The organism is Solirubrobacter soli DSM 22325 (assembly GCF_000423665.1).
Classification (GTDB): Bacteria; Actinomycetota; Thermoleophilia; order Solirubrobacterales; family Solirubrobacteraceae; genus Solirubrobacter; species Solirubrobacter soli.
The window spans coordinates 85464-107083 of sequence record NZ_AUIK01000026.1 but is presented as its reverse complement, the minus strand read 5'-3'; the positions used below and the strand labels follow the sequence as shown (position 1 = coordinate 107083).

The 21620-nt window shown below is 72.1% G+C and carries 27 protein-coding genes and 1 pseudogene; 12 read left to right on the top strand and 16 right to left on the bottom strand.

Going from position 1 to position 21620, the window contains the following annotated elements; translation table 11 throughout:
* Positions 1-13 precede the first annotated feature (13 nt).
* Both G569_RS0121185 and G569_RS63910 read right to left on the bottom strand, forming a co-directional pair.
* Positions 14-1042, bottom strand: coding sequence for an ATP-dependent DNA ligase (locus tag G569_RS0121185; protein WP_245602532.1), 1029 nt, complete (start codon positions 1040-1042; stop codon positions 14-16).
* Positions 1043-1047: 5 nt separating this feature from the next.
* A complete protein-coding gene (locus G569_RS63910; protein WP_053226745.1) occupies positions 1048-1806 on the bottom strand; it encodes a DNA polymerase domain-containing protein in 759 nt (252 codons plus the stop codon).
* 21 nt (positions 1807-1827) lie between these two features.
* Here G569_RS63910 and G569_RS63905 point away from each other — a divergent pair, with 21 nt between their 5' ends.
* Complete coding sequence (locus tag G569_RS63905; protein ID WP_169542210.1) at positions 1828-2295, top strand: ribonuclease HI family protein; 468 nt, start codon at positions 1828-1830, stop codon at positions 2293-2295.
* On the opposite strand, the gene G569_RS0121170 is transcribed toward G569_RS63905, so the two are convergent.
* A complete protein-coding gene (locus tag G569_RS0121170) occupies positions 2292-2927 on the bottom strand; it encodes an alpha-ketoglutarate-dependent dioxygenase AlkB family protein (RefSeq protein WP_028064909.1) in 636 nt (211 codons plus the stop codon). The genes G569_RS63905 and G569_RS0121170 overlap by 4 nt on opposite strands.
* Positions 2924-3235: a hypothetical protein gene (locus G569_RS50260; protein WP_157592196.1), complete on the bottom strand. Its 312-nt coding sequence runs from the start codon at positions 3233-3235 to the stop codon at positions 2924-2926. The genes G569_RS0121170 and G569_RS50260 overlap by 4 nt, the downstream gene beginning before the upstream one ends.
* A gap of 31 nt (positions 3236-3266) precedes the next feature.
* Here G569_RS50260 and G569_RS0121160 point away from each other — a divergent pair, with 31 nt between their 5' ends.
* Genes G569_RS0121160 through G569_RS0121145 form a run of 4 tightly spaced genes read left to right on the top strand, consistent with a single transcriptional unit; the run spans position 3267 to position 6252 of the window.
* The gene (locus G569_RS0121160) at positions 3267-4007 is read left to right on the top strand and encodes an SDR family oxidoreductase (RefSeq protein ID WP_028064908.1); all 741 of its coding nucleotides are present in this window, start codon (positions 3267-3269) and stop codon (positions 4005-4007) included.
* The gene (locus tag G569_RS0121155) at positions 3991-5589 is read left to right on the top strand and encodes an amidohydrolase (RefSeq protein WP_028064907.1); all 1599 of its coding nucleotides are present in this window, start codon (positions 3991-3993) and stop codon (positions 5587-5589) included. The genes G569_RS0121160 and G569_RS0121155 overlap by 17 nt, the downstream gene beginning before the upstream one ends.
* A gap of 5 nt (positions 5590-5594) precedes the next feature.
* On the top strand, positions 5595-5927 hold the full coding sequence (locus G569_RS63900; protein ID WP_053226743.1) for a J domain-containing protein: 333 nt from the start codon (positions 5595-5597) through the stop codon (positions 5925-5927).
* Positions 5920-6252: a hypothetical protein gene (locus G569_RS0121145; protein WP_157592194.1), complete on the top strand. Its 333-nt coding sequence runs from the start codon at positions 5920-5922 to the stop codon at positions 6250-6252. Before G569_RS63900 ends, G569_RS0121145 begins: the two co-directional genes overlap by 8 nt.
* Here the strand turns inward: G569_RS0121145 and G569_RS0121140 are convergent.
* The 3 genes from G569_RS0121140 to G569_RS0121130 form a co-directional block, all read right to left on the bottom strand.
* Positions 6249-6467 (bottom strand): hypothetical protein, encoded by a 219-nt coding sequence (locus G569_RS0121140; RefSeq protein WP_028064905.1) that lies wholly within the window; start codon positions 6465-6467, stop codon positions 6249-6251. The genes G569_RS0121145 and G569_RS0121140 overlap by 4 nt on opposite strands.
* Positions 6468-6671 (bottom strand): cold-shock protein, encoded by a 204-nt coding sequence (locus tag G569_RS0121135; protein WP_028064904.1) that lies wholly within the window; start codon positions 6669-6671, stop codon positions 6468-6470.
* Between the two features lie 114 nt (positions 6672-6785).
* The gene (locus G569_RS0121130; RefSeq protein WP_028064903.1) at positions 6786-7274 is read right to left on the bottom strand and encodes a MarR family winged helix-turn-helix transcriptional regulator; all 489 of its coding nucleotides are present in this window, start codon (positions 7272-7274) and stop codon (positions 6786-6788) included.
* A gap of 141 nt (positions 7275-7415) precedes the next feature.
* On the opposite strand from G569_RS0121130, the gene G569_RS0121125 reads away from it, so the two are divergent.
* On the top strand, positions 7416-7805 hold the full coding sequence (locus G569_RS0121125; protein ID WP_028064902.1) for a VOC family protein: 390 nt from the start codon (positions 7416-7418) through the stop codon (positions 7803-7805).
* Here G569_RS0121125 and G569_RS0121120 read toward each other — a convergent pair.
* Genes G569_RS0121120 through pdxR form a run of 3 tightly spaced genes read right to left on the bottom strand, consistent with a single transcriptional unit; the run spans position 7798 to position 10728 of the window.
* Positions 7798-8562, bottom strand: a complete 765-nt coding sequence (locus G569_RS0121120) for a hypothetical protein (protein WP_028064901.1) — start codon at positions 8560-8562, stop codon at positions 7798-7800. The two genes, G569_RS0121125 and G569_RS0121120, sit on opposite strands and share 8 nt — an antisense overlap.
* Positions 8552-9232: an RNA polymerase sigma factor gene (locus G569_RS50250; RefSeq protein ID WP_053226742.1), complete on the bottom strand. Its 681-nt coding sequence runs from the start codon at positions 9230-9232 to the stop codon at positions 8552-8554. The genes G569_RS0121120 and G569_RS50250 overlap by 11 nt, the downstream gene beginning before the upstream one ends.
* A 5-nt stretch (positions 9233-9237) precedes the next feature.
* Entirely contained in the window at positions 9238-10728 is a 1491-nt protein-coding gene (gene pdxR / locus G569_RS0121110; protein WP_028064900.1) for a MocR-like pyridoxine biosynthesis transcription factor PdxR, read from the bottom strand.
* A 52-nt stretch (positions 10729-10780) separates the two neighbouring features.
* On the opposite strand from pdxR, the gene G569_RS0121105 reads away from it, so the two are divergent.
* From G569_RS0121105 to G569_RS65465, 3 genes and pseudogenes are all read left to right on the top strand, one after another.
* On the top strand, positions 10781-11953 hold the full coding sequence (locus tag G569_RS0121105; RefSeq protein ID WP_028064899.1) for an MFS transporter: 1173 nt from the start codon (positions 10781-10783) through the stop codon (positions 11951-11953).
* A gap of 589 nt (positions 11954-12542) precedes the next feature.
* Positions 12543-13184 (top strand): annotated as a pseudogene (locus G569_RS65470) (M24 family metallopeptidase); the annotation flags it as partial.
* Positions 13067-13504: a M24 family metallopeptidase gene (locus tag G569_RS65465; protein WP_084285309.1), complete on the top strand. Its 438-nt coding sequence runs from the start codon at positions 13067-13069 to the stop codon at positions 13502-13504. The pseudogene G569_RS65470 and the gene G569_RS65465, both read left to right, overlap by 118 nt.
* Here the strand turns inward: G569_RS65465 and G569_RS0121095 are convergent.
* Positions 13481-14305, bottom strand: a complete 825-nt coding sequence (locus G569_RS0121095) for an alpha/beta fold hydrolase (protein WP_028064898.1) — start codon at positions 14303-14305, stop codon at positions 13481-13483. The genes G569_RS65465 and G569_RS0121095 overlap by 24 nt on opposite strands.
* A 55-nt stretch (positions 14306-14360) precedes the next feature.
* Positions 14361-15620: an SAM-dependent methyltransferase gene (locus G569_RS0121090; RefSeq protein WP_037498020.1), complete on the bottom strand. Its 1260-nt coding sequence runs from the start codon at positions 15618-15620 to the stop codon at positions 14361-14363.
* Positions 15621-15647: 27 nt separating this feature from the next.
* On the opposite strand from G569_RS0121090, the gene G569_RS0121085 reads away from it, so the two are divergent.
* On the top strand, positions 15648-16052 hold the full coding sequence (locus G569_RS0121085) for a hypothetical protein (protein ID WP_037498019.1): 405 nt from the start codon (positions 15648-15650) through the stop codon (positions 16050-16052).
* On the opposite strand, the gene G569_RS0121080 is transcribed toward G569_RS0121085, so the two are convergent.
* From G569_RS0121080 to G569_RS0121065, 3 genes are all read right to left on the bottom strand, one after another.
* A complete protein-coding gene (locus G569_RS0121080; protein ID WP_028064895.1) occupies positions 16000-16878 on the bottom strand; it encodes a DUF559 domain-containing protein in 879 nt (292 codons plus the stop codon). The two genes, G569_RS0121085 and G569_RS0121080, sit on opposite strands and share 53 nt — an antisense overlap.
* Before the next feature lie 101 nt (positions 16879-16979).
* Positions 16980-18221, bottom strand: coding sequence for a hydroxyacid-oxoacid transhydrogenase (locus G569_RS0121075; RefSeq protein WP_028064894.1), 1242 nt, complete (start codon positions 18219-18221; stop codon positions 16980-16982).
* Positions 18218-18859 carry a hypothetical protein gene (locus tag G569_RS0121065; RefSeq protein WP_028064893.1) on the bottom strand — a complete coding sequence of 214 codons (642 nt, stop codon included), beginning with the start codon at positions 18857-18859 and terminating at the stop codon, positions 18218-18220. Before G569_RS0121065 ends, G569_RS0121075 begins: the two co-directional genes overlap by 4 nt.
* 232 nt (positions 18860-19091) lie before the next feature.
* On the opposite strand from G569_RS0121065, the gene G569_RS0121060 reads away from it, so the two are divergent.
* Positions 19092-19592 carry a DUF1697 domain-containing protein gene (locus tag G569_RS0121060; RefSeq protein WP_028064892.1) on the top strand — a complete coding sequence of 167 codons (501 nt, stop codon included), beginning with the start codon at positions 19092-19094 and terminating at the stop codon, positions 19590-19592.
* Here G569_RS0121060 and G569_RS50240 read toward each other — a convergent pair.
* Positions 19573-20157, bottom strand: a complete 585-nt coding sequence (locus G569_RS50240) for a Clp protease N-terminal domain-containing protein (protein WP_037498017.1) — start codon at positions 20155-20157, stop codon at positions 19573-19575. The genes G569_RS0121060 and G569_RS50240 overlap by 20 nt on opposite strands.
* 80 nt (positions 20158-20237) lie before the next feature.
* Between G569_RS50240 and G569_RS0121050 the strand changes: the two genes are divergently transcribed.
* Positions 20238-21614, top strand: coding sequence for an RNA polymerase sigma factor (locus tag G569_RS0121050; protein WP_028064891.1), 1377 nt, complete (start codon positions 20238-20240; stop codon positions 21612-21614).
* Positions 21615-21620 lie beyond the last annotated feature (6 nt).

Sequence of the window (21620 nt, the reverse complement as noted above, 5' to 3'; positions counted from 1 at the left end):
CGCGCTCTTGTGACTAGAGGATCTCGCCGACGTCGAACTCCGTCGCGACCTCCAGCTGCGAGAAGCCGCAGGAGGCGGCGTCGCGGTCCGGCCGCCAGCGCAGGAACGTCGCGGGGTGGCGCAGGAAGCCGCCGTCCATGTGGTCGTAGCGGACCTCGACCACCCGTTCCGGGGCGAGCGGGACGAACTTCGCCTCGCGGGCCGGGTTCCAGCGGTTGCCGTCGCGCTCGTGCTGGAGGGCGCCGCCCCACGGGTGGTCGGCGGCGGGGATCTCGAGCGGGCGCAGCTCCAGCAGCAGCTCCTTGCGGCGCGCCATCGGGAACGAGGCGGTCGCGCCGATCGGCAGCAGCCCGCTGAACATCTCCCCCCAGGGCGCCGCGCGCTCGTCGTCGGCATACAGGCCGAGGAGCAGCGAGCCGATCGCGTCCTCGGCCGTCTTGTGCACCCGGTAGCCGCAGACGACGCAGTCGGCGGTGCGCTGGTGCTTGACCTTGAACATCGCGCGCACGTTGGGGCGGTAGGGGTGGGCCGGGTCCTTGGCGATGATGCCGTCCAGGCCGGCGCCCTCGAAGCGCTCGAACCACTCGCGGGCCTGCGTCTCGTCGCGCGTGAGCGGCGTGATGTGCAGCGGCGGGGAGGCGTGTTGCAGCAGTCGCTCGAGCGCGGCACGGCGGTCGCCGAAGGGCACGGGCTGCAGATCGGTGTCGCCGAGCTGCATGAGGTCGAACGCGATGAAGCTCGCGGGGGTCTCGGCCGCGAGGCGGTCGACCCGGCTCGCCGCCGGGTGCACCCGCTGCTGGAGGGCGAAGAAGTCCAGCCGCCGGTCGGTGACCACGACGATCTCGCCGTCGAGCGTGCAGCGATCCGGCAGCTGCGCTCTGAAGGCCGCGATCAGGTCGGGGAAGTAGCGCGCCATCGGCTTCGTGTTGCGGCTGTGGATCTCGATCGCGTCGCCGTCCTTGACGACGATCGCGCGGAAGCCGTCCCACTTGGGCTCGTAGAGCAGGCCGGGCGGGATGTCCGCCACGAGCTTGGCGAGCATCGGCTTCACGGCGCGAACCGGCTCACGGTGAAGTCCTCGGGTCGCACGTCGTCGAGCTGATCCCATTCGAGCGGCGCCGAGATCAGGCCGCCGGGGCGGATCGAGTAGGCCGAGGCGACGGTCTGCGGGCCGCAGTCGACGTACACGCGGGCGCCGCGGTCGCGCTTGAGGCGACGCATCGTCGCCAGCTCGGGCGCTCGGGCGACGACCGCTTCGCCGATCGCCTCGCGCAGCTTCTGCACGTCGCCCCAGGGTGCGGGCTCGATCGGGACGATGACGTGGATCCCGCGCCCGCCCGACGTCTTCGGCGCGCCGCTGAGGCCACGCTCGGTCAGCGCGTCACGCACCAGGCGGGCGACGGCCACGGCCTCGGCGAAGCCGGTTCCCTCCTGCGGGTCGAGGTCGATCAGCAACCGGTCGGGCGTGGTGAGGGCGCCGCGTCGCACCGGCCAAGGATGGAACGTCACCGCGCCCAGGTTGACCATCCACGCGACCACGGCGAGGTCGTCGGGGCAGACGAGCTCGTAGTCCGGACCTCGCACCGTCGGCACCCACTCCGGCGCGCCCTGCGGGACCCGCCGCTGGAAGAACACCTCGCCGTCGCGGCGGCGCTCGAGCATCACCGGCCGGTCACGGAGCGCGCCGACGATCCCGTCCTCGACGGCGGCGAAGTAGCGCAGCGCGTCGCGCTTGGTGACGCCGTCGACGAGCACGCGGTCGGGGTTGGTGATGCGCACCTCGCGGCCGGCGACTTGGAGCTGCACCGCAGCGACCATACTGGCCTCGTGCGCAAGCCTCGGCGCAAGGGCGGCACTTTAAAGGACGGCGAGCGCCGCCAGCTCGCGCGTGCCTCGCGACACGGACCGGTCCCGTTGCCGGCATGCGCCGACCGCCCGCTCCTGCTCTGCGACGGCGGCTCGCGGGGCAATCCCGGGACCGCCGCGATCGCCGCGGTGTTGGTCGACGGCGACCGCGTGCTCGAACGCTCGGCGCTGATCGGCCACGCGAGCGCCGCGGAGGCCGAGTACCGCGCGATCGTCCTCGGGCTCGAGCTGGCCGCGTCGGAAGGGGTCGATGAGGTCGAGGTGCGCTGCGACTCCCAGCTCGCGATCCGCGCGATCGAGGGCGGCGCGGCCGTCGCCGCCCCGGTGTTCGAGGCCGCCCGCCCGTTCCGCTCGGTGCGCTGGCGCTGGCACCCGCGGGGCGAGAACGAGGCCGCGGACGCGTTGGTGCGCGCGCTGCTCTGGCCTTAGCGTCCGAGGCCGGTCTCGCGCAGCGTCAGGTTCAGGCGGCCGTTCAGCAGCCCGGGGCTCGTCCCGGGCAGGATCTTCGGGACGCCGTGGTAGGCCCAGCGCGACGGCCCGCCGAAGACGAACAGGTCGCCCGACCGCAGCTCGATGTCGGTGAAGGGCTTCCCGCGCGTCTCGGCGTTGCCGAAGCGGAACACGCACGTGTCGCCGATGCTCAGCGAGACCACCGGCGCGTCCGCGCGCTCCTCCTTGTCCTGGTGCATCCCGAGCTTGGCGGCGTCGTCGTAGAAGTTGATCAGCGCGGCGTCGGGGTTGTACTCGCGTGTCTCGCCGTACGCCGCGGTCAGCGCTTCGCGGCCGAGCTCCGCCAGCCACTCCGGGAATGGCTCGACCGGCGCGCCGTCGACGTCGTCGGCCGTCCGCGAGTAGCGGTACGGCAGCCAGTGCCAGCCGAGACAGACCGTCTGGACCGACATGACGCCACCGCTCGGGAGCTTCGTGTGCCGCATGCGCTTGGCCCACCCGCGGCACGCCTCGACCAGCCGCCGCTGCTGCTCGGCGTCCAGGTAGCCCGGCACGTGGACCGCGCCGGGCGCGATCTCGACCGGCTCCCGGCTGAACAGCGCTTCCGTCATCGCAGGATCACGGTACGCATCGGGTCCCAGCTCTCGGTCTCGCGCAGGCGCCGCTCGATGTTCGCCCACCCCGCAGGCGTGTCGGCGATCACCCATGCGTCGGCGTCGGCCGCGGTGAGCCGTTGCGCCGGGCGCAGCCAGGACGCCGCGGTGCGCGGCCAGTCGACGACCACGGCGATGTCGTGCGGCCACGTCGCTCGGAACGCCCGCGCCGCGGCGACCGACGCCTCGTCCCGACCGTGACCGACCGCGACGAGTCGCGCGTCCATCTCGGCGAGGAGCTCCAGTGCGCGGCGCAGATCGGGCACGATGAGGTGAACGCGTGGGAGGGGTGGGAACGTGAGGAATGCGCTGATCACCGGGGTGAGCCGGCGGGCCGGGATCGGGTTCGCGACCGCGCGGCGCCTGCTCGACGACGGGGTGGCGGTCTTCGCCCACCACCACGTCGAGCACGATCTCGAACGGCCCTGGGGCGGCGATTCGTTGCCCGACGTGCTCACAGAGCTCGACTCACCGCCGCACCGCGGGCTCGACCTGGCGGTTCCGGACGCGCCTGAGACGCTGATGCAGGCCGCCGTCGACGCGCTCGGCCACGTCGACATCCTCGTCTGCAACCACGCGTCCAGCGGCCCCGACGGCGGCCTCGGCGACCTGACCGCCGCGATGCTCGACGACCACTACGCCGTCAACACCCGTGCCTCGCTCCTGCTCGTCCAGGCGTTCGCCGCCCAGCACGACGGCCGCCCCGGCGGCCGCGTCGTCCTCATGACCTCAGGCCAGAACCTCGGACCGATGCGCGGCGAGATCGCCTACGCCGCCTCCAAAGGCGCCCTCTCCGCGATCACCGCGACCCTGTCCGACGAGCTGATCGACCGCGGCATCACGGTCAACTGCGTCAACCCGGGCCCGGTCGACACCGGCTGGCCGGACCCAGAGCTGCGCGAGACCGTCGCGGCACAGATGCCGCTCGGGTGGGCGTCTCCCGACGACCCGGCCCGCCTGATCGCGTGGCTGGTCTCCGAAGACGGCCGCTGGATCACCGGCCAGGTGCTAAACAGCGAGGGTGGGTTCCGCCGCTGACGGCGCCATCGTCGGCGCCTCCATCCGCACGCTCGATCCTGACCGGCCGTGGGCGTCCGCGCTCGCGTGGCGCGACGGCGTGCTGATCGCGGTGGGCGAGGACGTCGGTGAGCACATCGGGCCGCGCACGCGGGTGATCGACGGCGCGGGGATGGCGGTCGTGCCCGGGCTCACGGACAGCCACATCCATCCGTTCTGGGGGACGCGGCTCACGCGCGGCGTCGATCTGCGCGACGCGGGCACGTTGGACGAGATCCGCGCGCGGTTGGCGACTGCGCCGCGGGAGGGGGAGTGGGTGCTCGCGCACAGCGCGCACTACGAGCCGTTCCACGAGTCCGGGCTGCGGGCCGACGCGATCGAGGAGGCGCTCGACGGCGCGCCGGCGGTCATCCACTTCTTCGACGCGCACACGTCGCTGGCGTCGTTCGAGGCGCTCAGGCGCGCCGGGATCACCGGCGCGCGGGCGTTCGAGGAGGCCGCGGAGATCGTCGTCGATCAGGACGGGACGCCGACCGGCGCGCTGCTGGAGAACGCGGCGATGGACCTCGTCAACGCCGTCGTCCCGGACTGGACCGACGACGAGCGGCTCGACGCCTACGCGGAGACGATGCGGCGCCTGAACGCGGTCGGGCTGACGGGCGGGCACGTGATGCTCGGCGATCCGTGGCTGCTCGATGATGTGAGAGCGCTCGAGGGTCGGAAGCAGCTTACGTTGCGGATTGTCGTCCCCATGCACCAGGAGCCGGCGATCAGCGACGAGGAGGTCGAGCACAGGCTCGGGCTGGCGGACGAGCGCGGGCGGCTGTGGCGGACCGGGACGGCGAAGTTCTTCCTCGACGGCGTGCTCGAGTCCGGCACCGCGTGGCTGCTCGATCCTGGCCCGAACGGCGAGAACGCGCACCCGTTCTGGCCCAGCGTCGAGCGCTACGCGGAGCTCGTGGCGCGCTTCACCGACGCCGGGTTCAGCGCGATCACCCACGCGGTCGGGGACGGCGCGGTCAACGGCGCGCTCAACGCCTACGAGGCGGCCGGGCCGCCACGGCGCGGGATGCACCGGGTCGAGCACATCGAGACGCTGGTCGACAGCGACCTTCCGCGGTTCACCGCGTTGAACGTGGCGGCCTCCATGCAGCCGCTGCACATGGAGGGCCTCGACGACCCGGACGCTCCGAGCGCGTGGCACGAAGGCTTGTCGGCGGGCCGCGCGGAGCGTGGGTTCAGGTCCGGCGACCTCGTGCGCAGCGGTGCCACGCTCCCGCTCGGCTCGGACTGGATGGTCGCCGACTTCGACCCGCGCTACGGGATGGCGTGGGCGCGGCTGCGGCGCACACCGGGCGAGCCGACCCGGGTCCCGTACCTGCCGGGGCAGGCACTGTCCGCGCTTCAGACCCTGGACGGCTACACGACCCACGCCGCGCGGGTCAACGGCGACGAGCAGGTCTACGGTCGCCTGCACCCGGGCCTGCGGGCGGACATCACCGCGTTCGCCCAGGACCCGGTCGAGACAGACCCGGACGAGCTGCCCGACGTTCCCGTCCTCTTGACGGTGGTGGACGGACACGTGGTCTTCGCGGCACACTGACCCCTGTGCAGAAGGATCCGTATCGCGTACTCGGCGTGCCCCACGGGGCGTCGCAGGCCGTCGTCCTCGAGGCCTACCGGCGGCTGACCAAGCTCCATCACCCGGACCGCGACGGCGGGACGGACGAGCGGTTCATGGAGATCCAGCGCGCCTACGAGACGCTTCGCGCGCGGCCGGAGCCGCCCGGGGCGATCGAGGACCGCCTCGCGGCGATCGAGCGGGAGCTACGGGAGAAGGGGCCGCGCGGGCCCTACCGGGACGGGCGCGCGGACGCGGTCGTGCGCGGCGTCAATGACCTCGTGGACGGGCTCGATGGCCTCTCGTCCCAGCTTGATTGAGTGCGTCGCGGAGAACGCGATGCACGAGGCGGTCGAGATCGCGCGCTTCTATGACCGCTGCAGCGACCTGATGCGCGAGCTGCTCGACCACCTGGCCGAGGGTCCGCACCGGCCACGGCCGTTCCCCGAGATCGAGGATGCGATGGGCTGGCCGCGGCGCCGGATCTCTTCGGTGCTCGGTGGGGTGGGGCGGGTGCGCAAGCTCGAGTTCGGCGGCCGGCGCCCATACCACTTCCAGGACGAACGCCAGTCGGCGTCCGGACGCTGGGAGATCTGGATGGACGCCGACCAGGCCGGATGTGTCCGAGCCGCGGCCGGCGACTAGCGCCGGTGCGGCTTTGACTCGAGGCCGTCGATCACGCCTTCGACGTGAGCGACATCGAGGTGCGACGTGTCCTCGACGACGTGCTGGTCTTCGACCGCCCCGTCCTCGAGTTTGCGCGCGGCCCTCTTGGCCTGCTTGATCTGGCGGCGATCGCGGACCGCCGCCTCACGGTTGAGCTTCGCGAAGGTGGTGCGCTTCTTGGAGCTCGACGCCATTTAGACCGCGGTGACGTTTACGGCGTTCGGCCCCTTCGGCCCGTTCTCGGCGTCGTAGCTGACCTTCGCGCCCTCAGCCAGGGACTTGAACCCGTTGCCGGCGATGCCGGTGTGATGGACAAACAGGTCCTTGCCCTGGTCATCGGGAGTGATGAACCCGAAGCCCTTCTCGTCGCTGAACCACTTAACGGTTCCGGTTGCCATGTGTACTGCCCTCCAATGGATATGTGCTAGCGAAACGCGGAGGGTGCTTCGGCAACCACAGAGAAACGCGGGCACTGCTTCGCTGGACCTTCGTCCAGCACGATGGATGACAGTTTAGAGACTCAGCAAAAGTTTGCGCAGCAGGTCGGCGAGTACGGCCTGTTCGCTGGTGTCCAGGGCGCTGATCAGGCTCGCCTCGTTGGCCAGGTGGGCGGCCGTCACGGAGTCGATCAGCGCGCGTCCTGCGTCGGTGAGCGTGATCAGCGTGCCGCGTCGGTCGTCCGGGTCGGGGTCGCGGCGGATCAGGCCCTGGGCCTCGAGCTTGTCGAGGCGCTTGGTCGTCCCGCTCGAGGTCAGCATGCTCGCGTTCGTGAGGTCCGTCGGGCGTAGTCGGTAGTCGGGGCCCGTGCGGCGCAGCGTCGCCAGCACGTCGTGCCAGCCCGGCTCGAGCCCATGCGCCTTGTAGACGGGCTCCAGGCGCGCCTCCAGTTCCCGCGCGAGCCGTGACACCCGTCCGACGATCCCGATCGGCGACGGGTCGAGGTCGGGTCGCTCCGTCTTCCACTGGTCGAGGATGGCGTCGACGCCGTCGCGCTCGGTCATGGAGCGAACTTTATCGTCCTGGCGAGTTGCGTCCTGGGAAGATATGTCCTAAGATGCAAAGCATGCTCAAGAACTACTTCTCCCGCCGCCTGTCCCGCGCCCCTCAGCCGCAGCCGCGCATGCGCTGGTATTGATCCATGCGTGACCCGCGTTCTCGCTCAGCTGTCTGTCCGCCGCGGACCGGAGGCCATCGCCTTCTACGAGGCCGCCTTCGGCGCCGTCGTCGACTACAAGGTGGGCGACGAGACGATCGTCGCCCAGTTGTCGATCGGGGCTGACGCGACCTTCTGGGTCGCCGACGAGTCCCCCGAGCACGCCAACTTCAGCCCCGAGACCGTGGGCGGGGGAACCGTGCGGATGTTGTTGATCGCCGACGACCCGGACGCCGCCATCGCGCGAGCGGTCGAGGCGGGCGCGACGCTGGTCTACCCCGCCGAGGACGCCCACGGCTGGCGGCTCGGGCGCGTCGCCGACCCGTTCGGCCACCACTGGGAGATCGGCAAGCCGCTGGTCCCCTGGCCGCCTACCTGAGCTTGTCGAGGTTGGCCGGCGTGGCCGGGAGCTGCTCGATCGCGTCGACGACGGTCGTCGCGGTGAACGTCCCGTTCGGGCCCGTAGCCGGCTGGCCCGGCCCGGGGCTGAGGACCGCGAACTCCTCGATCGACCCCAGCGGCATGCCGGACTCGGCGTCGATGAAGTACTCGGCCCGGTTGCGGCCTTCGTCGACCACATACCGGCGGGCGTGGCGGCCGTTGAAGGTCGTCGTGTCGCTCTGGTCGAGCGTGCCGCGCTCGTAGCGCTTGCGGAACTCCTCCACGAACCCGGGCTCGCGCAGTTCGACGTAGCTCTGCGGGGCGACCGTGCCGTCGCTGAAGCGCAGCTTGCCGTCCGCTCCCCGCGTCTCGCCGAAGACCTTGCCATCCATCTCGACTCGCTCGTTCCAGCGCTCCCCCTGCTGCCAGCGCTCGCGGATCGCGTGGGTGTCCTTGGTGACGGTCGGGGTGCGCATCGTCGTCTCGATCGTCGTGCGGACATAGAGGATGTGGCCGCTCGTGGGCGCGGTCTGCGCGTAGGCCCGGGCGGCGAGGTTCGTGTTGGCGCTGGGGATGAGGAAGGCGGCCGCGGCGGCGGCGATCGCGACCGGGACGAGCAGGAGCGCTCGGTGCCGGCGCTTGCGCTTGCGCGGTGGAGTCGCCTTGAGGCGGGTCAGCAGCGCCTCGGGGGCGATGGGGTCGACGTCGCGCGCGGGATCGGCGGCGCGCAGGCGCTCGATGACGTCAGCGGGCATGGTCGGCTCCGGAGGTCGAGTGGGTGACCGCGGCGGCGGCGCGGACGGATGCGGCCGGCGGCGCCCCGCCCCGCGCGGACGCGCCGCGCGGCGCCGGGACCGGCGCGGCGTCGCTGTGGGGTGCCCTGCCGCGCGCGGACGCGCCGCGCGGCGCCGCGACCGGCGCGGCGTCGCTGTGCGGCGCCCCGCCACGCGGTTCCTCTTCCAGCGCCGCCGCCAGGCGCTTGCGGGCGCGTGAGACGCGGACCGCGAAGGCGACGCGGGTCGTTCCCGCCACCTTGGCCGCGTCGGCGAGGCTGAGGTCCTCCCACGCCACGAGGCGCAGGGCCTCGCGGTCGCGGGCGGACAGGGTCGCGAGCGCCCGCAGGACGGCGTCCCGCTCCGCCAGCGCGTCGGCCGGGTCGCGGCCGTTCTCGTGGCCGAGCGCGGCCGCCTTGTGCTCGTCGCTCGCGGCCTTGCGGCGGCGGTTGTTGAGCTCGTTGGCCGCGGTCGTGTAGAGCCATGGGAGCGGCTTCTCGGGCGGGACCTTCTCAAGCCGACGCCACGCGATGGCGAACGTCTCGGCCGCGACGTCCTCGGCCGACGCCGGGTCGGTCCGGCGGCGCGCGAAGCGCAGCACGGCCGCGTAGTGCGTGCGGTACAGGGCGTCGAAGCGCTCGTCGGGGCTCACATCGACTACACGTCGCGAGGCGGGCGATGTTGACGCACGAGGTCGGCGAGTTCACGCACGCCGGGCACGATCGCGGGCTCCGGCAGCGCGCCGTAGCCGAGCATCAGCGTCGGCGGGCCGGTCGCCTCGTAGTCCTCGAGCGTGCGCAGGTCGATCCGCCGCTCCCGCGCGCCCTCCCGGATCGCCGCGGCCTCGTACGGGAGCTCGACGGTGACGTGCAGGCCGGCCGCGATGCCCTTGACCGTCGCCTCGGGCAGCTCGGCGGCGAGGGCCGCGACGAGCGTGTCCCGGCGGGAGCGGTAGCGGGCGCGCATGCGGCGCAGGTGGCGGTCGAGCTCGCCCCGGGCGATGAAGTCGGCGAACGCGTGCTGCTCGATCCGCGCCGTCCCGAGGTCCGCCAGATACTTGCTCTCGCGGATCGGGTCGACCAGCCGCCGCGGGACCACGAGCCACCCGAGCCGCAGCGCCGGCGCGAGCGTCTTGCTCGCCGACCCGGCGTACACGATCCGCTCAGGCTCGAGCCCCTGCAACGCGCCGATCGCCGCGCGGTCGTACCGGTACTCCGCGTCATAGTCGTCCTCGATCGCCAGCGCGTCGCGGTCGCGGAGCCAGTTGAGGAGCTGTGCGCGACGCTCGGCCGTGAGCACGACTCCCGTCGGATGCTGGTGCGCGGGCGTGATGAGCACCGCGTCGACATCGCCCAGCTCGTCGACGCGGATGCCCTGCTCGTCCACTTCGACCGGGACAGGCTCGAGCCCCGCGCGGGCGACCACCTCCCGGTTCTCCGGGTTGCTCGGGCTCTCGAGGGCGACCCGCTTCGCCCCGCCGCGCCGCAGGACGCCGCACAGCAGGTTCAGCGACTGCCCGAACCCGTTGGTGACCACGACGCGTCCCGGCTCGGCGACGACCCCGCGCACCCGCCCGAGGTAGTCCGCGAGCACGCGCTTGAGGACGTCGTCACCCGTGGGGTCGCCGTACTGGAGCTCCGCGTCCGTGGCGTTCGCGATGGCGGTCCGCAGCGACTTCAGCCACGCGGCGCGGGGAAAGGCGCTCACGTCGGGGACGCTCGGCCGGAAGTCGAACCGCGCCGCCCGCGGCGCCGCGGCGGCCGGCAGAGGTGCGGCGAGCGGCCCGCCGCCGCGCGCCGGCTCGTCCGCTCCGCCGCCGCGCGGTCCCGCGTCGCGTGTCTCTCCGCCGCGCCATCCGGCGACGGTCGGCGCCGTCTCGACGGCGGTCTCGGACACCCGTGGGCGGGCGCCCTGGCGGATGCTGAGGTAGCCCTCGGCGGCGAGTTGGGCGTAGGCCTCGACCGCGACGCGGCGTGAGATGCCGAGTTGCCGCGCGAGGTCGCGCGTCGAGGGGATCTCCGCTCCCGGTCGGAGCGTGCCGGTGCGGATCGCGGTGCGCAGCTGCTCCTCGATCTGGGCGCCGAGGGTGTGCGGGCCGTCGCGATCGACCGCGAGCAGGAGCTCTACTGAACGACTGGTACCGTCCACGGCGGCGAAAGTGGCACTGGTATCTGCACCAGTGGAGCGTAGCTTCTTTCGCATGCTCACGCTCTCGATCGTCGCCCGCCTGCCGCTCGCCATGTTCAGCATCGGCCTGCTGGTCCACGCCCAGCGCGTGACCGGCTCGTTCGCGGCCGCGGGGCTCGTCACCGCCGCCTACGCGATCGCTCTCGGGATCGGTGGTCCTGCGCTCGGCCGGGTCGTCGACCGGCGCGGCCAGACGCTCGTGCTGGCCGTGACCTCGTCGGTCTCGCTCGCGCTGCTGGTCGCGATCGCGCTGCTCCCGGCCGGCGTGCCGCTCGGCGTGCTGCTCGCGCTGTCGGCCGGGATCGGCCTCGCGACCCCGCCGGTCGGCGCCTGCGTGCGCACGCTGCTGACCGACGCGCGTGCGTTCGCGGTCGAGGCCTCCGCCGTCGAGCTGTGCTGGGTCTTCGGCCCCCCGCTGGCGCTGGGTGCGGGCGCGCTCTTCTCGACCGGCGCCGCGCTCGTCGGCGCCGGCGCCGTCCTGCTGGCGGGGACGCTCGCCTTCGCCGCCCACCCTGCGTCCCGGGCATGGCGTCCGGCGACCGACGGTGAGGGGCGCGTCGCGTCGGCGGGTGGCGAGCGCGGCGCGGCATCGGCGGGCGCGGCGTCGTCGCGCTCGCCTCGTCGTGGCGCGCTGGGGTCGCCGGCGCTGCGCGCGCTCGTCCTCGTCATGGGCTCGGTCGGCGCGATCTTCGGTGCGACCGAGATCGGCGTGACCACGGCGGCCGACGCGCTCGGGAACGCTGCGGCGGCCGGGCCGCTGCTCGGGGTCTGGGGCATGGGATCGCTGCTGGGCGGGGTGTGGCTCGCGCGGCGTGGGGGGATCGCGCCGCTCGTCCCGCTGCTGCTCGTCCTCGCCGCCGGCCACACCGCCTTGGCGGGTGCCGCGGTCAACGTGTTCGTCCTGGCGCTCGGGCTGCTGGTCGGGGGCGCGGCGATCGCGCCGACATACGCCGTCGTGTACGGGCTGGTCGAGCGGGCGGCGCCCGCGGGCACGGTCACCGAGGCGTTCGCGTGGCTCGCGACGGCGGTCTCGGTCGGCGCGGCGCTTGGATCGGCACTGGCCGGCACGGTCGCCGACGCCTTCGGGCCGTCCGCGGTGTTCGTGATCGCGGGTGTCGCGGGCGCCCTCGCGCTGGCCGCCGGCTCGACCCGCACCGCCCGCACCCCCGCCGTCGACTGCGCCTAGCACCGGGTGCGTCGGCTTGGTCTGGTTTTCCGCGACCAAGACGGCACACCTCGTTCGCTGCGAGCCACGAGGCGGCGCGACGCGGGTCCGGCGGGGCGTGGAGGCGGCGCGCCGCGGGGTCGGGCGAGGCGGCGCGACGCGGGTCCGGCGGGGCGTGGCGGCGGCGCGCCGCGGGGTCGGACGTGGCGGCGCGACGCGGGTCCGGCGGGGCGCGGAGGCGGCGCGCCGCGGGGTCGGGCGTGGCGGCGCGACGCGGGGTCCGGCGGGGCGTGGTGGCGCCGGCGCGGCGGCGTGACGCGGGGTCGGGCGGGGCGCGCGGCGCGACGCGGGGTCCGGCGGGAAGCGATGGCGCTGACGACGCGGCGCGCCGCCAGCGGCACCGCGTGGGCGGTGTACGGTGGCCGGCGTGCCTCAAGACGTGCTGATCGACGCGGACACGATCCGCTCTCCCGAACTGCGCCATGAGATCCCCGCGAGCGTGGTCGATCCGTTCCTGTACGGCGAGCGGGACGGGCTGGCTTTTGCGGCGGTGTCGTCACTGGACGCGGCGACGATCGGCGCCGCGCGGCCGGAGTTGCAGCAGCTCGACATGTTCGCCGACCTCGGGCTGCGGGACCTGATCGACTCGGGTGAGTCGCGGGAGGGCGCGCTGCTGGAGGTGCGGTTGCGGGCGTGCCGGGAGATGGGGATCACGCGGGCGGCCGTGCCGCCGACCTTCCCGCTGGCGACGGCCGAGCATCTGCGGGCGGGAGGGATCGAGCTCTACGTCGACCATCAGCTGTTCGCGCAGCGGCGGCGGAACAAGAGAGCGGCGGAGTTGCGCGGGATCTGGCGTGCCACGAAGGCCGCGGAGGCCGGCCTCAAAGCGGCAGCTCAGGCTCTACATGAGGCTGAGGGTCGCGACGGCGTTCTGCACCAAGACGGAAAGCCGCTCACGTGTGAACGGCTCGGTGAGGCGGTTCGCGCCGCGGTCGAGGCCAACGGCGCCTCGCTCGCCACGTTCACCGTCGCCCGCGGGGCGCAGACGGCCTCGGGGCACGGGCCGGGGTTCGGGCCGATCTCGGCAGGCGAGGTCGTGATCGTCGACCTCGCGCCGCAGGACCGGGAGTCCGCGTGCTTCTCGGACATCGCGCGGACGTTCGTCGCGGGCACGCCGGACCCGGAGATCGCCGAGTGGCACGCGCTCGTCGTCGAGGCGCACGACACCGCGATCGCGAGCGTCAAGCCCGGCGTGCTGTGGGCCGCGACCTGTGGGCCGCGGCGTGCGACCGGTTCGAGGCCGAAGGCCTGCCCACCCAGCGCACGAGCGCGGCGATGGAGGGCTTCCCGACCGCGCTCGGGCACGGTGTCGGCCTCGAGATCCACGAGGATCCGGGCCTCGGGCGTTCCGGCACGGAGCTTCAGCCCGGCGACGTGATCACGATCGAGCCGTTCCTGTGCCGGCCGGACTTCGGCGCCGTCCAGGTCGAGGACATCCTCCTGGTGACGGCGGACGGCGCCGAGGTGATCAGCTCGCTGCCGACCGCCCTAGCTCCGGGCGAATTCCAGTAGGTCGTTGTTGAGTCGGTCCGTGTGGGTGTCGGTGATGCCGTGCGGACCGCCCTCGTAAGTGATCAGCGTCGCGCCATCGATCAGCGCCGCCGAGGCCTTCCCGCCCACCTCGTAGGGGACGACCTGGTCGTCGTCGGAGTGGATGACCAGGGTCGGGACGTCGAACTTGGCGAGGTCGCCACGGAAGTCGGTGGCGCTGAACGCCGCGATGCACTCGTAGGCGTTGCGGGCGCCGGACTGCATGCCCTCACGCCAGAACTCGTCGCGGGTGCCCTGGGGGATGTCGGTCCCCTCGCGGTTGTTGTTGAAGAACGGGCCATCGGCCAGGTCGCGGTAGAGCTGCGCGCGGTTGGCGAGCGAGCCGGCGCGCAAGCCGTCGAAGACGTCGATCGGCACGCCCCCTGGGTTGTCGTCGGTCTTGAGCATGAACGGCGGGACGGCCGAGACCAGACACGCCTTCGCGACACGAGCGGTGCCGTGGCGGCCGATGTAGCGGGCGACCTCGCCGCCGCCGGTCGAGAACCCGACGATCGTCACGTCGGTCACGTCCAGCGCGTCGAGCAGCGTGGCCAGGTCGTCGGCGTAGGTGTCCATCTCGTTGCCGCCCCACGTCTGACTCGAGCGACCGTGGCCGCGCCGGTCGTGGGCGATGACCCGGAACCCGTTCATCGACAGGAAGATCGACTGCGCGTCCCAGCTGTCGGAGCTCAGCGGCCAGCCGTGGCAGAGCACGATGACCGGACCGGTGCCCCAGTCCTTGTAGAAGATCTCTGTGCCGTCCTGCGTGGTGATCGTGGGCATGGACGCGACGCTACGACCGCCTTTCCAGCGCCGCGTACGTCGCGTGACTGCCGCGTCACTCGAGCATCGCCTCGCACAGTTCGATGTTCTTCTCCGTCGCCGGGTCGTGACCGTGTTGCTCGAGCGAGGCCTCGAAGAACTCGATCGCGTCCTCGTAGTCCTGCAACTCGTAGAGCAACAGCCCGATCGCGAACGGGAGGTCCGGGTCGCCGGGCACGGCGAAGTGCTGGTCGTACGTCTCGAACAGGGCGAAGCGCAGGTCCTCCTGGGTCGCCGGGTCGGCCTCTGCCGCCTTGTCGCGCAGCGGCCCGAGCACCGCGTGCAGGGTCGTCGCGTCCCACCCGCTCAGCCGCAGCAGCGCGACGATCTCGCCGACGCCCAGCCCGTCAGCCACCCGCTCGACGCCCGCCGTCAAGGTCGCCAGATCACCCGGCCCGAACCGCTCGATCGCGTCCGCGTACGCCGCCCGCGTCTCATCGCCCGCGCCGAACACCAGCGCGGCCACGTCGAGCGCCTCGTGCCGGTCGCCGCCGTGCAGCAGCTCACCGCCATGGCGCCGCGCGTCGAGGCCGAGCGCGTGCATGTTGACCATCAGGCTGAACGCGCCACTGTGCCGGGCGGGCTCGGGCTCGGAGCGGTAGGCGAGCGACTCCTCCGTGTTGAGCGACTTGTCCGCCGCCAGGACGAGCAGACGGTCGCCCGACAGCTCGCGCAGGCGCCGCAGCGCGCGGATCGCTGTCGTCGGGATGGTGAACACCGTGTCGTCGAGCGCGGTGCGGTAGTGCTCGAGCAGCGCGTCGAGGTCCGCGTCGCCGTACCCGGTCGCCGGCCTGCGCGTGAACCGGAAGTCCTCGTCGACCAGACACTCCGAGATGACGCCGTCCTTCACCGCGAACGCATCCACCGGGAGGCTGTCGAACACGTAGTTGGCGATGACGACGAGCGGGCCGGAGACGTCGAGCGCGATGTCGCCCGTGAGATCCACCCGCGCGAACTGGAAGCCTTCGAGCGCCGGGTGCTTGCGCCAGTCGTCGAGCTGGCTCTCGGCGAAGTCGGTGAGCGTGTACGTGAACGGGAGGCGCAACGCGCGTGCGAGCCCGTGCGCGAAACGCCCCGCACCCGCCCCGAGCTCGACGATCTGCACCCGCTCGACCGGCTGATCGCGGACGAAGGCCTCGATCACCCGCGCGTACGCCGCCGCCACCCACGGGTTGTCGACGGCCTCATGGGGGATCTCCGCGAACGCCTCGCTCGCGCGGTCCTCGTAGAACGCGCGCTGCTGCTGCCAGGCCGGCGACTGGGACAGGGGAAGCATCCGGGCGAGATTAGAGTCCTGTCTCCTATGGACACCGAAGCCGAACTCGCCCGCCTCGCGGCGGCCTTCTTCGCCGCCGTCTCCTTCGAAGAGGGCGGGCAGCCGGGCTACGACACGATCCGCGACCTCTTCATGGACGGCGGGATGCTGATCCGCAACACCGGCGACGCGCCGGAGGTCACCACCGTCGACGAGTTCATCGCCCCGCGGGCGGCGCTCGTCGCCTCGGGCGCGCTCACCTCCTTCTACGAGGGTGAGCTCGAGGCGGTCGATCAGATCTTCGGCACGGTCGCGCATCGGTGGTGCTCCTACGAGAAACGGGGCGTGCAGAACGGGGCGGCCTTCGAGGCGCGCGGGGCGATCTCGACGCAGTTCGTGCTCACGCCGCACGGCTGGCGCATGAGCTCGATGGCGTGGGACGACGAGCGCTGACGGCAGCGACGATCGTCTCGCTCGGCGTCGTGTCGGGGAAGCGCAGCACCTCGTAGCCGGCGGTGGTGAGGATGCGCTCCTTGAGCTTGTCCTCGCGGCGGGTCGACGGGCGGCCATGGCCGGCCCCGTCGATCTCCAGCACGAGCTTCAGCGACGGGAAGTGGAAGTCGACCTCGATGTCCTCCACGTGCACGTTCTGGCGGAACGCGGGGAGGTCGGCGGCTCTGAGGGCGAGCGCGAGCTCGGCGCGGCTCTTGGCGCCGGCGGAGCCGTCGTTGTAGAGCGCGATCGCCTGCTCGAGCACCTCGAGGTTCTGGCGGCCGTTGAGGCGGGCGGCGCAGTCCCGGACCGCGGTCTCGACCCAGCGGCCGAGGTGGGCGGCCTCGTGGATGACGTTCGCGAGCTCGGGCGGCGTGAGCTCGTCGGCGAGGTCGACGATGGTGCGGTGGAGCGTGGTGACGGGGATGCCGCGCTCGGTTGTGACATCGCGGGGGTCGAGGGACCGGTACCTGTGGACTTTGACGCCCGGGAGGGTGCGAACTCGCGGAGAAAAGACAGCAATAAGGGGAGGGCGATGGGAGCGGACCCCGTGCAACTGTGAGGCCGAGCAGCGGCACAAGACCGAGCCTGGACCGGCGCCGAGCACCGCTGCAAGCCACTGTGCCTCAAGCGAGAGATGTGCCGGGCCGAGCGAGTAGACGCACCGGAAGCGGCGATGCAGGACCCCGCGCGCGACGCGCTTTGCGATCGCGCTGTCCGAGAGCCCGCACGCGCGGAGTTGAGCCGTGGTGATGAGGTCCTTCTGCGCTGCTGCGATCACCTCCACGGAGGGGGGTGATCCGGCTGACTTGCCTGTGGGGAAGGTGGGTCGGATCACCCCCCAAGCATCGACGCCAAACTGCGACGAAACAACACGCGAACTGTGACTTAAGCGTGCAAACTCTCGCGCAGGATTGCGGAGAGATCGTCGTCGGTCACCGGGCGCGGCGAGCCGACCAGCAACCGCTCCTGCGCCCGCGCCCCGCGTACCAACGCCGGGATGTCCTCCTCGCCGTAGCCGAGATCGGACAAAGACGGCACGCCCAAGTCAGCCATCAAGGACGACAGCGCCGACGGCAGCGCGTCCGGACCCGACCCCGGCGCGCCCAACAGCGCGGCGACGTGCTCGTGGCGCGAGGGAGAGGCCGGAAAGGTGAACCGGAACGCCGCCGGCGCCGTCACGATGACGGAGATCCCGTGCGGCACGAACGGATGGTCCGACGGGTAGCCCGGCGGCACGTACAGATGTCGCAGCCCCGCGATCGGATAGGCGCACGCGTGGGGGATGTGCACGCCGGCCGAGCCGAAGCCCACGCCCGCCATCGACGCCGCGAGCATCATCCAGCCCCGCGCCTCCACATCGCCGGAGACCGCTCGCCGCAGATATCGCCCGCCGTACTCCAGAGCCGTCGATGACCACACGTCGGCCACCGGGTTCGCCCCCTGGTAGGGCGGGCGAGCCGAAGGAGAAGCCGCCGCCGGGCGCGAGGAATACGGCAGCGACAGGTACGACTCGGCCGCGTGGCAGATCACGTCCAGACCAGCCGACGCGACCACCTCGGAAGGCAAGGAAGCTGCCAACGACGGGTCGACGATCGCCTGCGAGGGCCGCAAGAACCGATGCGAGATCCCCGACTTCACCGAAAGCGACGGCACGTCCAGCACGGCGACCGTCGTCGCCTCCGAGCCCGTGCCGCACGTCGTGGGAATGGCGAGGTGCGGGCGGAGCGGCCCCGGCACGGCAAGACCGTCACCCACCGGCGCATTGACATACGACATGAGCGGCGCCGGCCAGGAGACGATCAGGTTCGCCACCTTGGCGGTGTCGATCGCCGAGCCACCGCCGATCGACACGAACCCGTCGACATCGGATGCCAGAGCGAAGTCCGCCGCCGCCTGCAGCGACTCGAGCGTCGGCTCGACCCGCGACTCCGAGAAGACCACCACCGAGATGCCCGAGGCGCGCAGCGACGCGCAAACGGACTCGACCCAAGGAATCCCTGGATCGGTGACCACGAGGGCCCGCGTGATCCCGAGGCGCGCCGCCTCGAACCCGGCGTCGGCAACCGCGCCGGGCCCGAACTTGATCGGCGTCGCCTCGAGGGTGAAGATCGATTCGAACGCGATCAGCGCACGGTAACGCTCGTGCGGGCGGTCACGCGCTTGGACCCCTGGACCAGCGACGCCGACACCGTGTAGCGGCCCTTCTTCAGGCCCCGCACGGCGCCCAGGGACAGCCCGACGAGCTTGCCCGGGATCACCTTCACGCCGGCGATCGACCCGTTGCGGGAGCCCGCGCCGGACAGCGTGTACGTCCCCGAGACCGGGTCGATCGAGTTGCCGAGGTTGCGCACCGGGAGGATCAGCGACCCGCCGCGCACCTGCGCCGCGCCCGTCTTGAGCCGGTAGGACTTACGCGACGGGTTGAGCCGCAGCGACGAGACGATCTTGTACTGGGGGATGATCCCCTTGCGGCCCTTCGTGTTGGTCGGCTTGCCGAACGCCTCGACCGACGCGTACAGCGACCCGCCCGACGGGCGCCGGACCATCCGGAACGACACCGGCCGCTTGGCTCCGGCGCTCAACGTGAACGTCTGCGTGGTCGCCCGCACGTAGCGCGTCAGGTTCGCCCGCGGGTCGGAGATGACGGTCCCGTCGAGCTGCTGCCGCCACGGCCGCACGGTGACCGTCACCCGCAGCGACTCCTTGGTCGTGTTGTTCAGCGTGTAGGAGCCGACCGAGCCGAGCTGGGCGCGATGCTCCAGCACGGCCGGTGTGACCGATAGGCCACCATCCGCGAATGCGGGAGCAGCACCGCCCAGGACGATGAAACCAGCGACGACCGGCACGACGAGACGCCGAGTTTGAGAACCCATCACAACCCTCCAAAGAAGACAGACCCGCGCGTCGTCTCGACAGCGCGCAGCGAGTCTCGACTGACTCCCTAAGCGGGCAATGAAGAGAGAAGTAAGAGTTCCTCAGGGTTGTTAGGGTCGCGACATGGCGAGGCTGGTGGCGCTGCTGCGCGGGATCAATCTGGGCGCCAAGCGCCGGGTCCCGATGGCGGACCTCCGCGACCTGATGGAGGAGCTCGGGTTCACGGACGTCAAGACCGTCCTGCAATCCGGCAACGTCATCTTCACGGGCGCGAAGAAGGACGCCCGGAAGACGCTGCAGGACGCGCTCGAGCAACGTTTCGGCTTCGAGATCGAGGTCGTGATCCGCACGATGGACGAGCTGCGAAAGGTCTCCGAGCACGACCCGTTCAAAGCACAAGCCGACGACCTGAAGCGCTCCTTCGTGATCTTCACCGAGGGCAAGCTCTCGGTGCCGGAGGACGATTGGAGCCCCGACGAGCTCCACGTCCACGGCCGCGAGCTCTACGCATGGTGCCCGGACGGGATGCAGGGCAGCCGGCTGATGAAGGCGCTCGGCAAGCCCGGTCTGGCCGACGTCGCCACGTTCCGCAACATGGCGACGGTCACGAAGCTGCTGGACTGAGCAGGCGTCCCATGCTGACCCCGAGCCGGTCGAGCAGCCGCCGGCCCTCGGGATCCTCCAGCGCGGCGCGCACGAGGTGGTCGAGCTGCAGCGTCCCCGGGTCGCGGGTCAGCCGCGCGTGCAGCGCCGGGTGCAGGCCGCTCGGGGCAGCGGCGTTGATCGCGGGCGGCGGGAAGGTGCGGCGCGCGGCCTCGACGTCGACCCCGCGGCCTTCGGCGATCGCCAGCAGCAGGTGCGTGGCGTCGATGCTGATCGAGCCGTGGCGCGCGGCCTCCTGGCGCGCGCGGATGAGCGCGGCCCGCGCCTCCGGCGCCAGCGTCGGCTTCTGCGGGGGCGGAGCGGCGAGGTCGCGGTAGCGGCGATGCGCTGCCTGGCGCGAGATCCCCAACGGCCGTGCGACGTCGGCGAACGAGCTGCCGGCCTGCAATGCCCGGCCTACGTGGCTGCGCTCGAGCTCGTCGAGCTCTCGCCGCAGGTCGGTCAGGATCAAGAGCGCCTTCGTGGGCTCTGGATCGGTGAGAGTGCGCTCGAGCAGCGCGATAATCCGTTGCGCGTTGGGGGCCATGCCCTGACAACGCAGCGTGACGCCCAGGGTTGGGTAGTACCCAACCCGGAGAGAGGTTTCGCGTTGAGCACCTGTGAGCGATGACGGCACTACGGATCAGAAGCGAGGGCGTACTCCGCTCGAAAGCGGCGCGAGGCGACTCGGCGGCCTTCGCGGCCGTCTACGAACGTCATCACCAGGCGCTGTACCGCTACTGCCGCTCGATCCTCCGCCACGACGAGGACGCGCAGGACGCGCTGCAGAGCACGTTCACGCGCGCGTTCGCTGCCTTGCAGGACGAGCAGCGGGACTTCGAGCTGCGTCCGTGGCTGTTCCGGATCGCGCACAACGAGGCGATCTCGATCCTGCGCCGGCGCCCCGCGACCGACGAGCTGGACGAGCGACCCGCGCCCGGCGAGCTCGAGGACCGCATCTCGGAGCGCGAGGAGCTGCGCCTGCTCCAGCTCGACCTCGCCGACCTGCCGGAGCGTCAGCGCGCGGCGCTGGTCCTGCGCGAGCTCAACGGTCTCTCGCACCAGGAGATCGGGCTCGTGCTCGAGCTCTCCACCGGGGCGGTCAAACAGGCGATCTTCGACGCCCGGTCCGCGCTCTTCAGCTTCCGCGAGGGGCGTGAGATGGCCTGCCACGACATCCGCCGCATGCTCTCCGACGGCGACGGCCGCGTCCTGCGCGGGCGCGGCGTCCGCGGGCACCTGCGCTCCTGCCCGGACTGCCGCCGCTTCCGCGCCGACCTCGAGACGCGCCCGAAGGCGCTGAAGGCGCTCGCTCCGCCGCTGCCCATGGGCGGCGCCGCCGCGCTCTTGGCCCAGCTGCTCGGCGGCGGCGCGACCGCCGCGAAGCTGCTCGCCTGCGTGGCGATCGCGGGCGGCGGGACGACGATCGCGGTCGAGATGCAGCACGCGCGCACGCCCAAGCCGGCCGAGGCGGCGACCACCGAAGCGCCGCCGCGGGCCGCCAAGGCGGTCCCGGTCGCCGCGACCTCGACGCCCGCCCCCACGGCGACCGTCGCCCCACCGCGCGGCGCGGCGAAGACGAACGCGCGCGCGAAGGCCAAGGCGCACGTCCGCGCGCTCGGCAAGCCGAAGACGAAGACGGACGAACGGGCGCACGGCAAGGCACGCGGGCGGACGAAGACGGACGGGCAGACGGCGGTCGGCAAGAGCCAGGCGCCCGGGCAGACGGGGGAGACCGGCAAGGCCAACGCGCCGGGCCAGGTCAAGAAGGCCGAGACCACGAAGACCAACGGCAAGACCAGCGCGCCGGGCCAGGTGAAGAAGACCACCGCGCCCGGTCAGATCAAGAAGGCCGACACCACGAAGACCAACGGCAAGGACACCGCCCCCGGCCAGATCAAGAAGGAGTCCGCGACCCCCGAGGCGACCTCCGTTCCGCCGGGCCAGGCGAAGAAGGACGAAGTCAAGCCCGAGAAGGACAAATCGGCCAAGCAGGACAAGTAGGCTTGC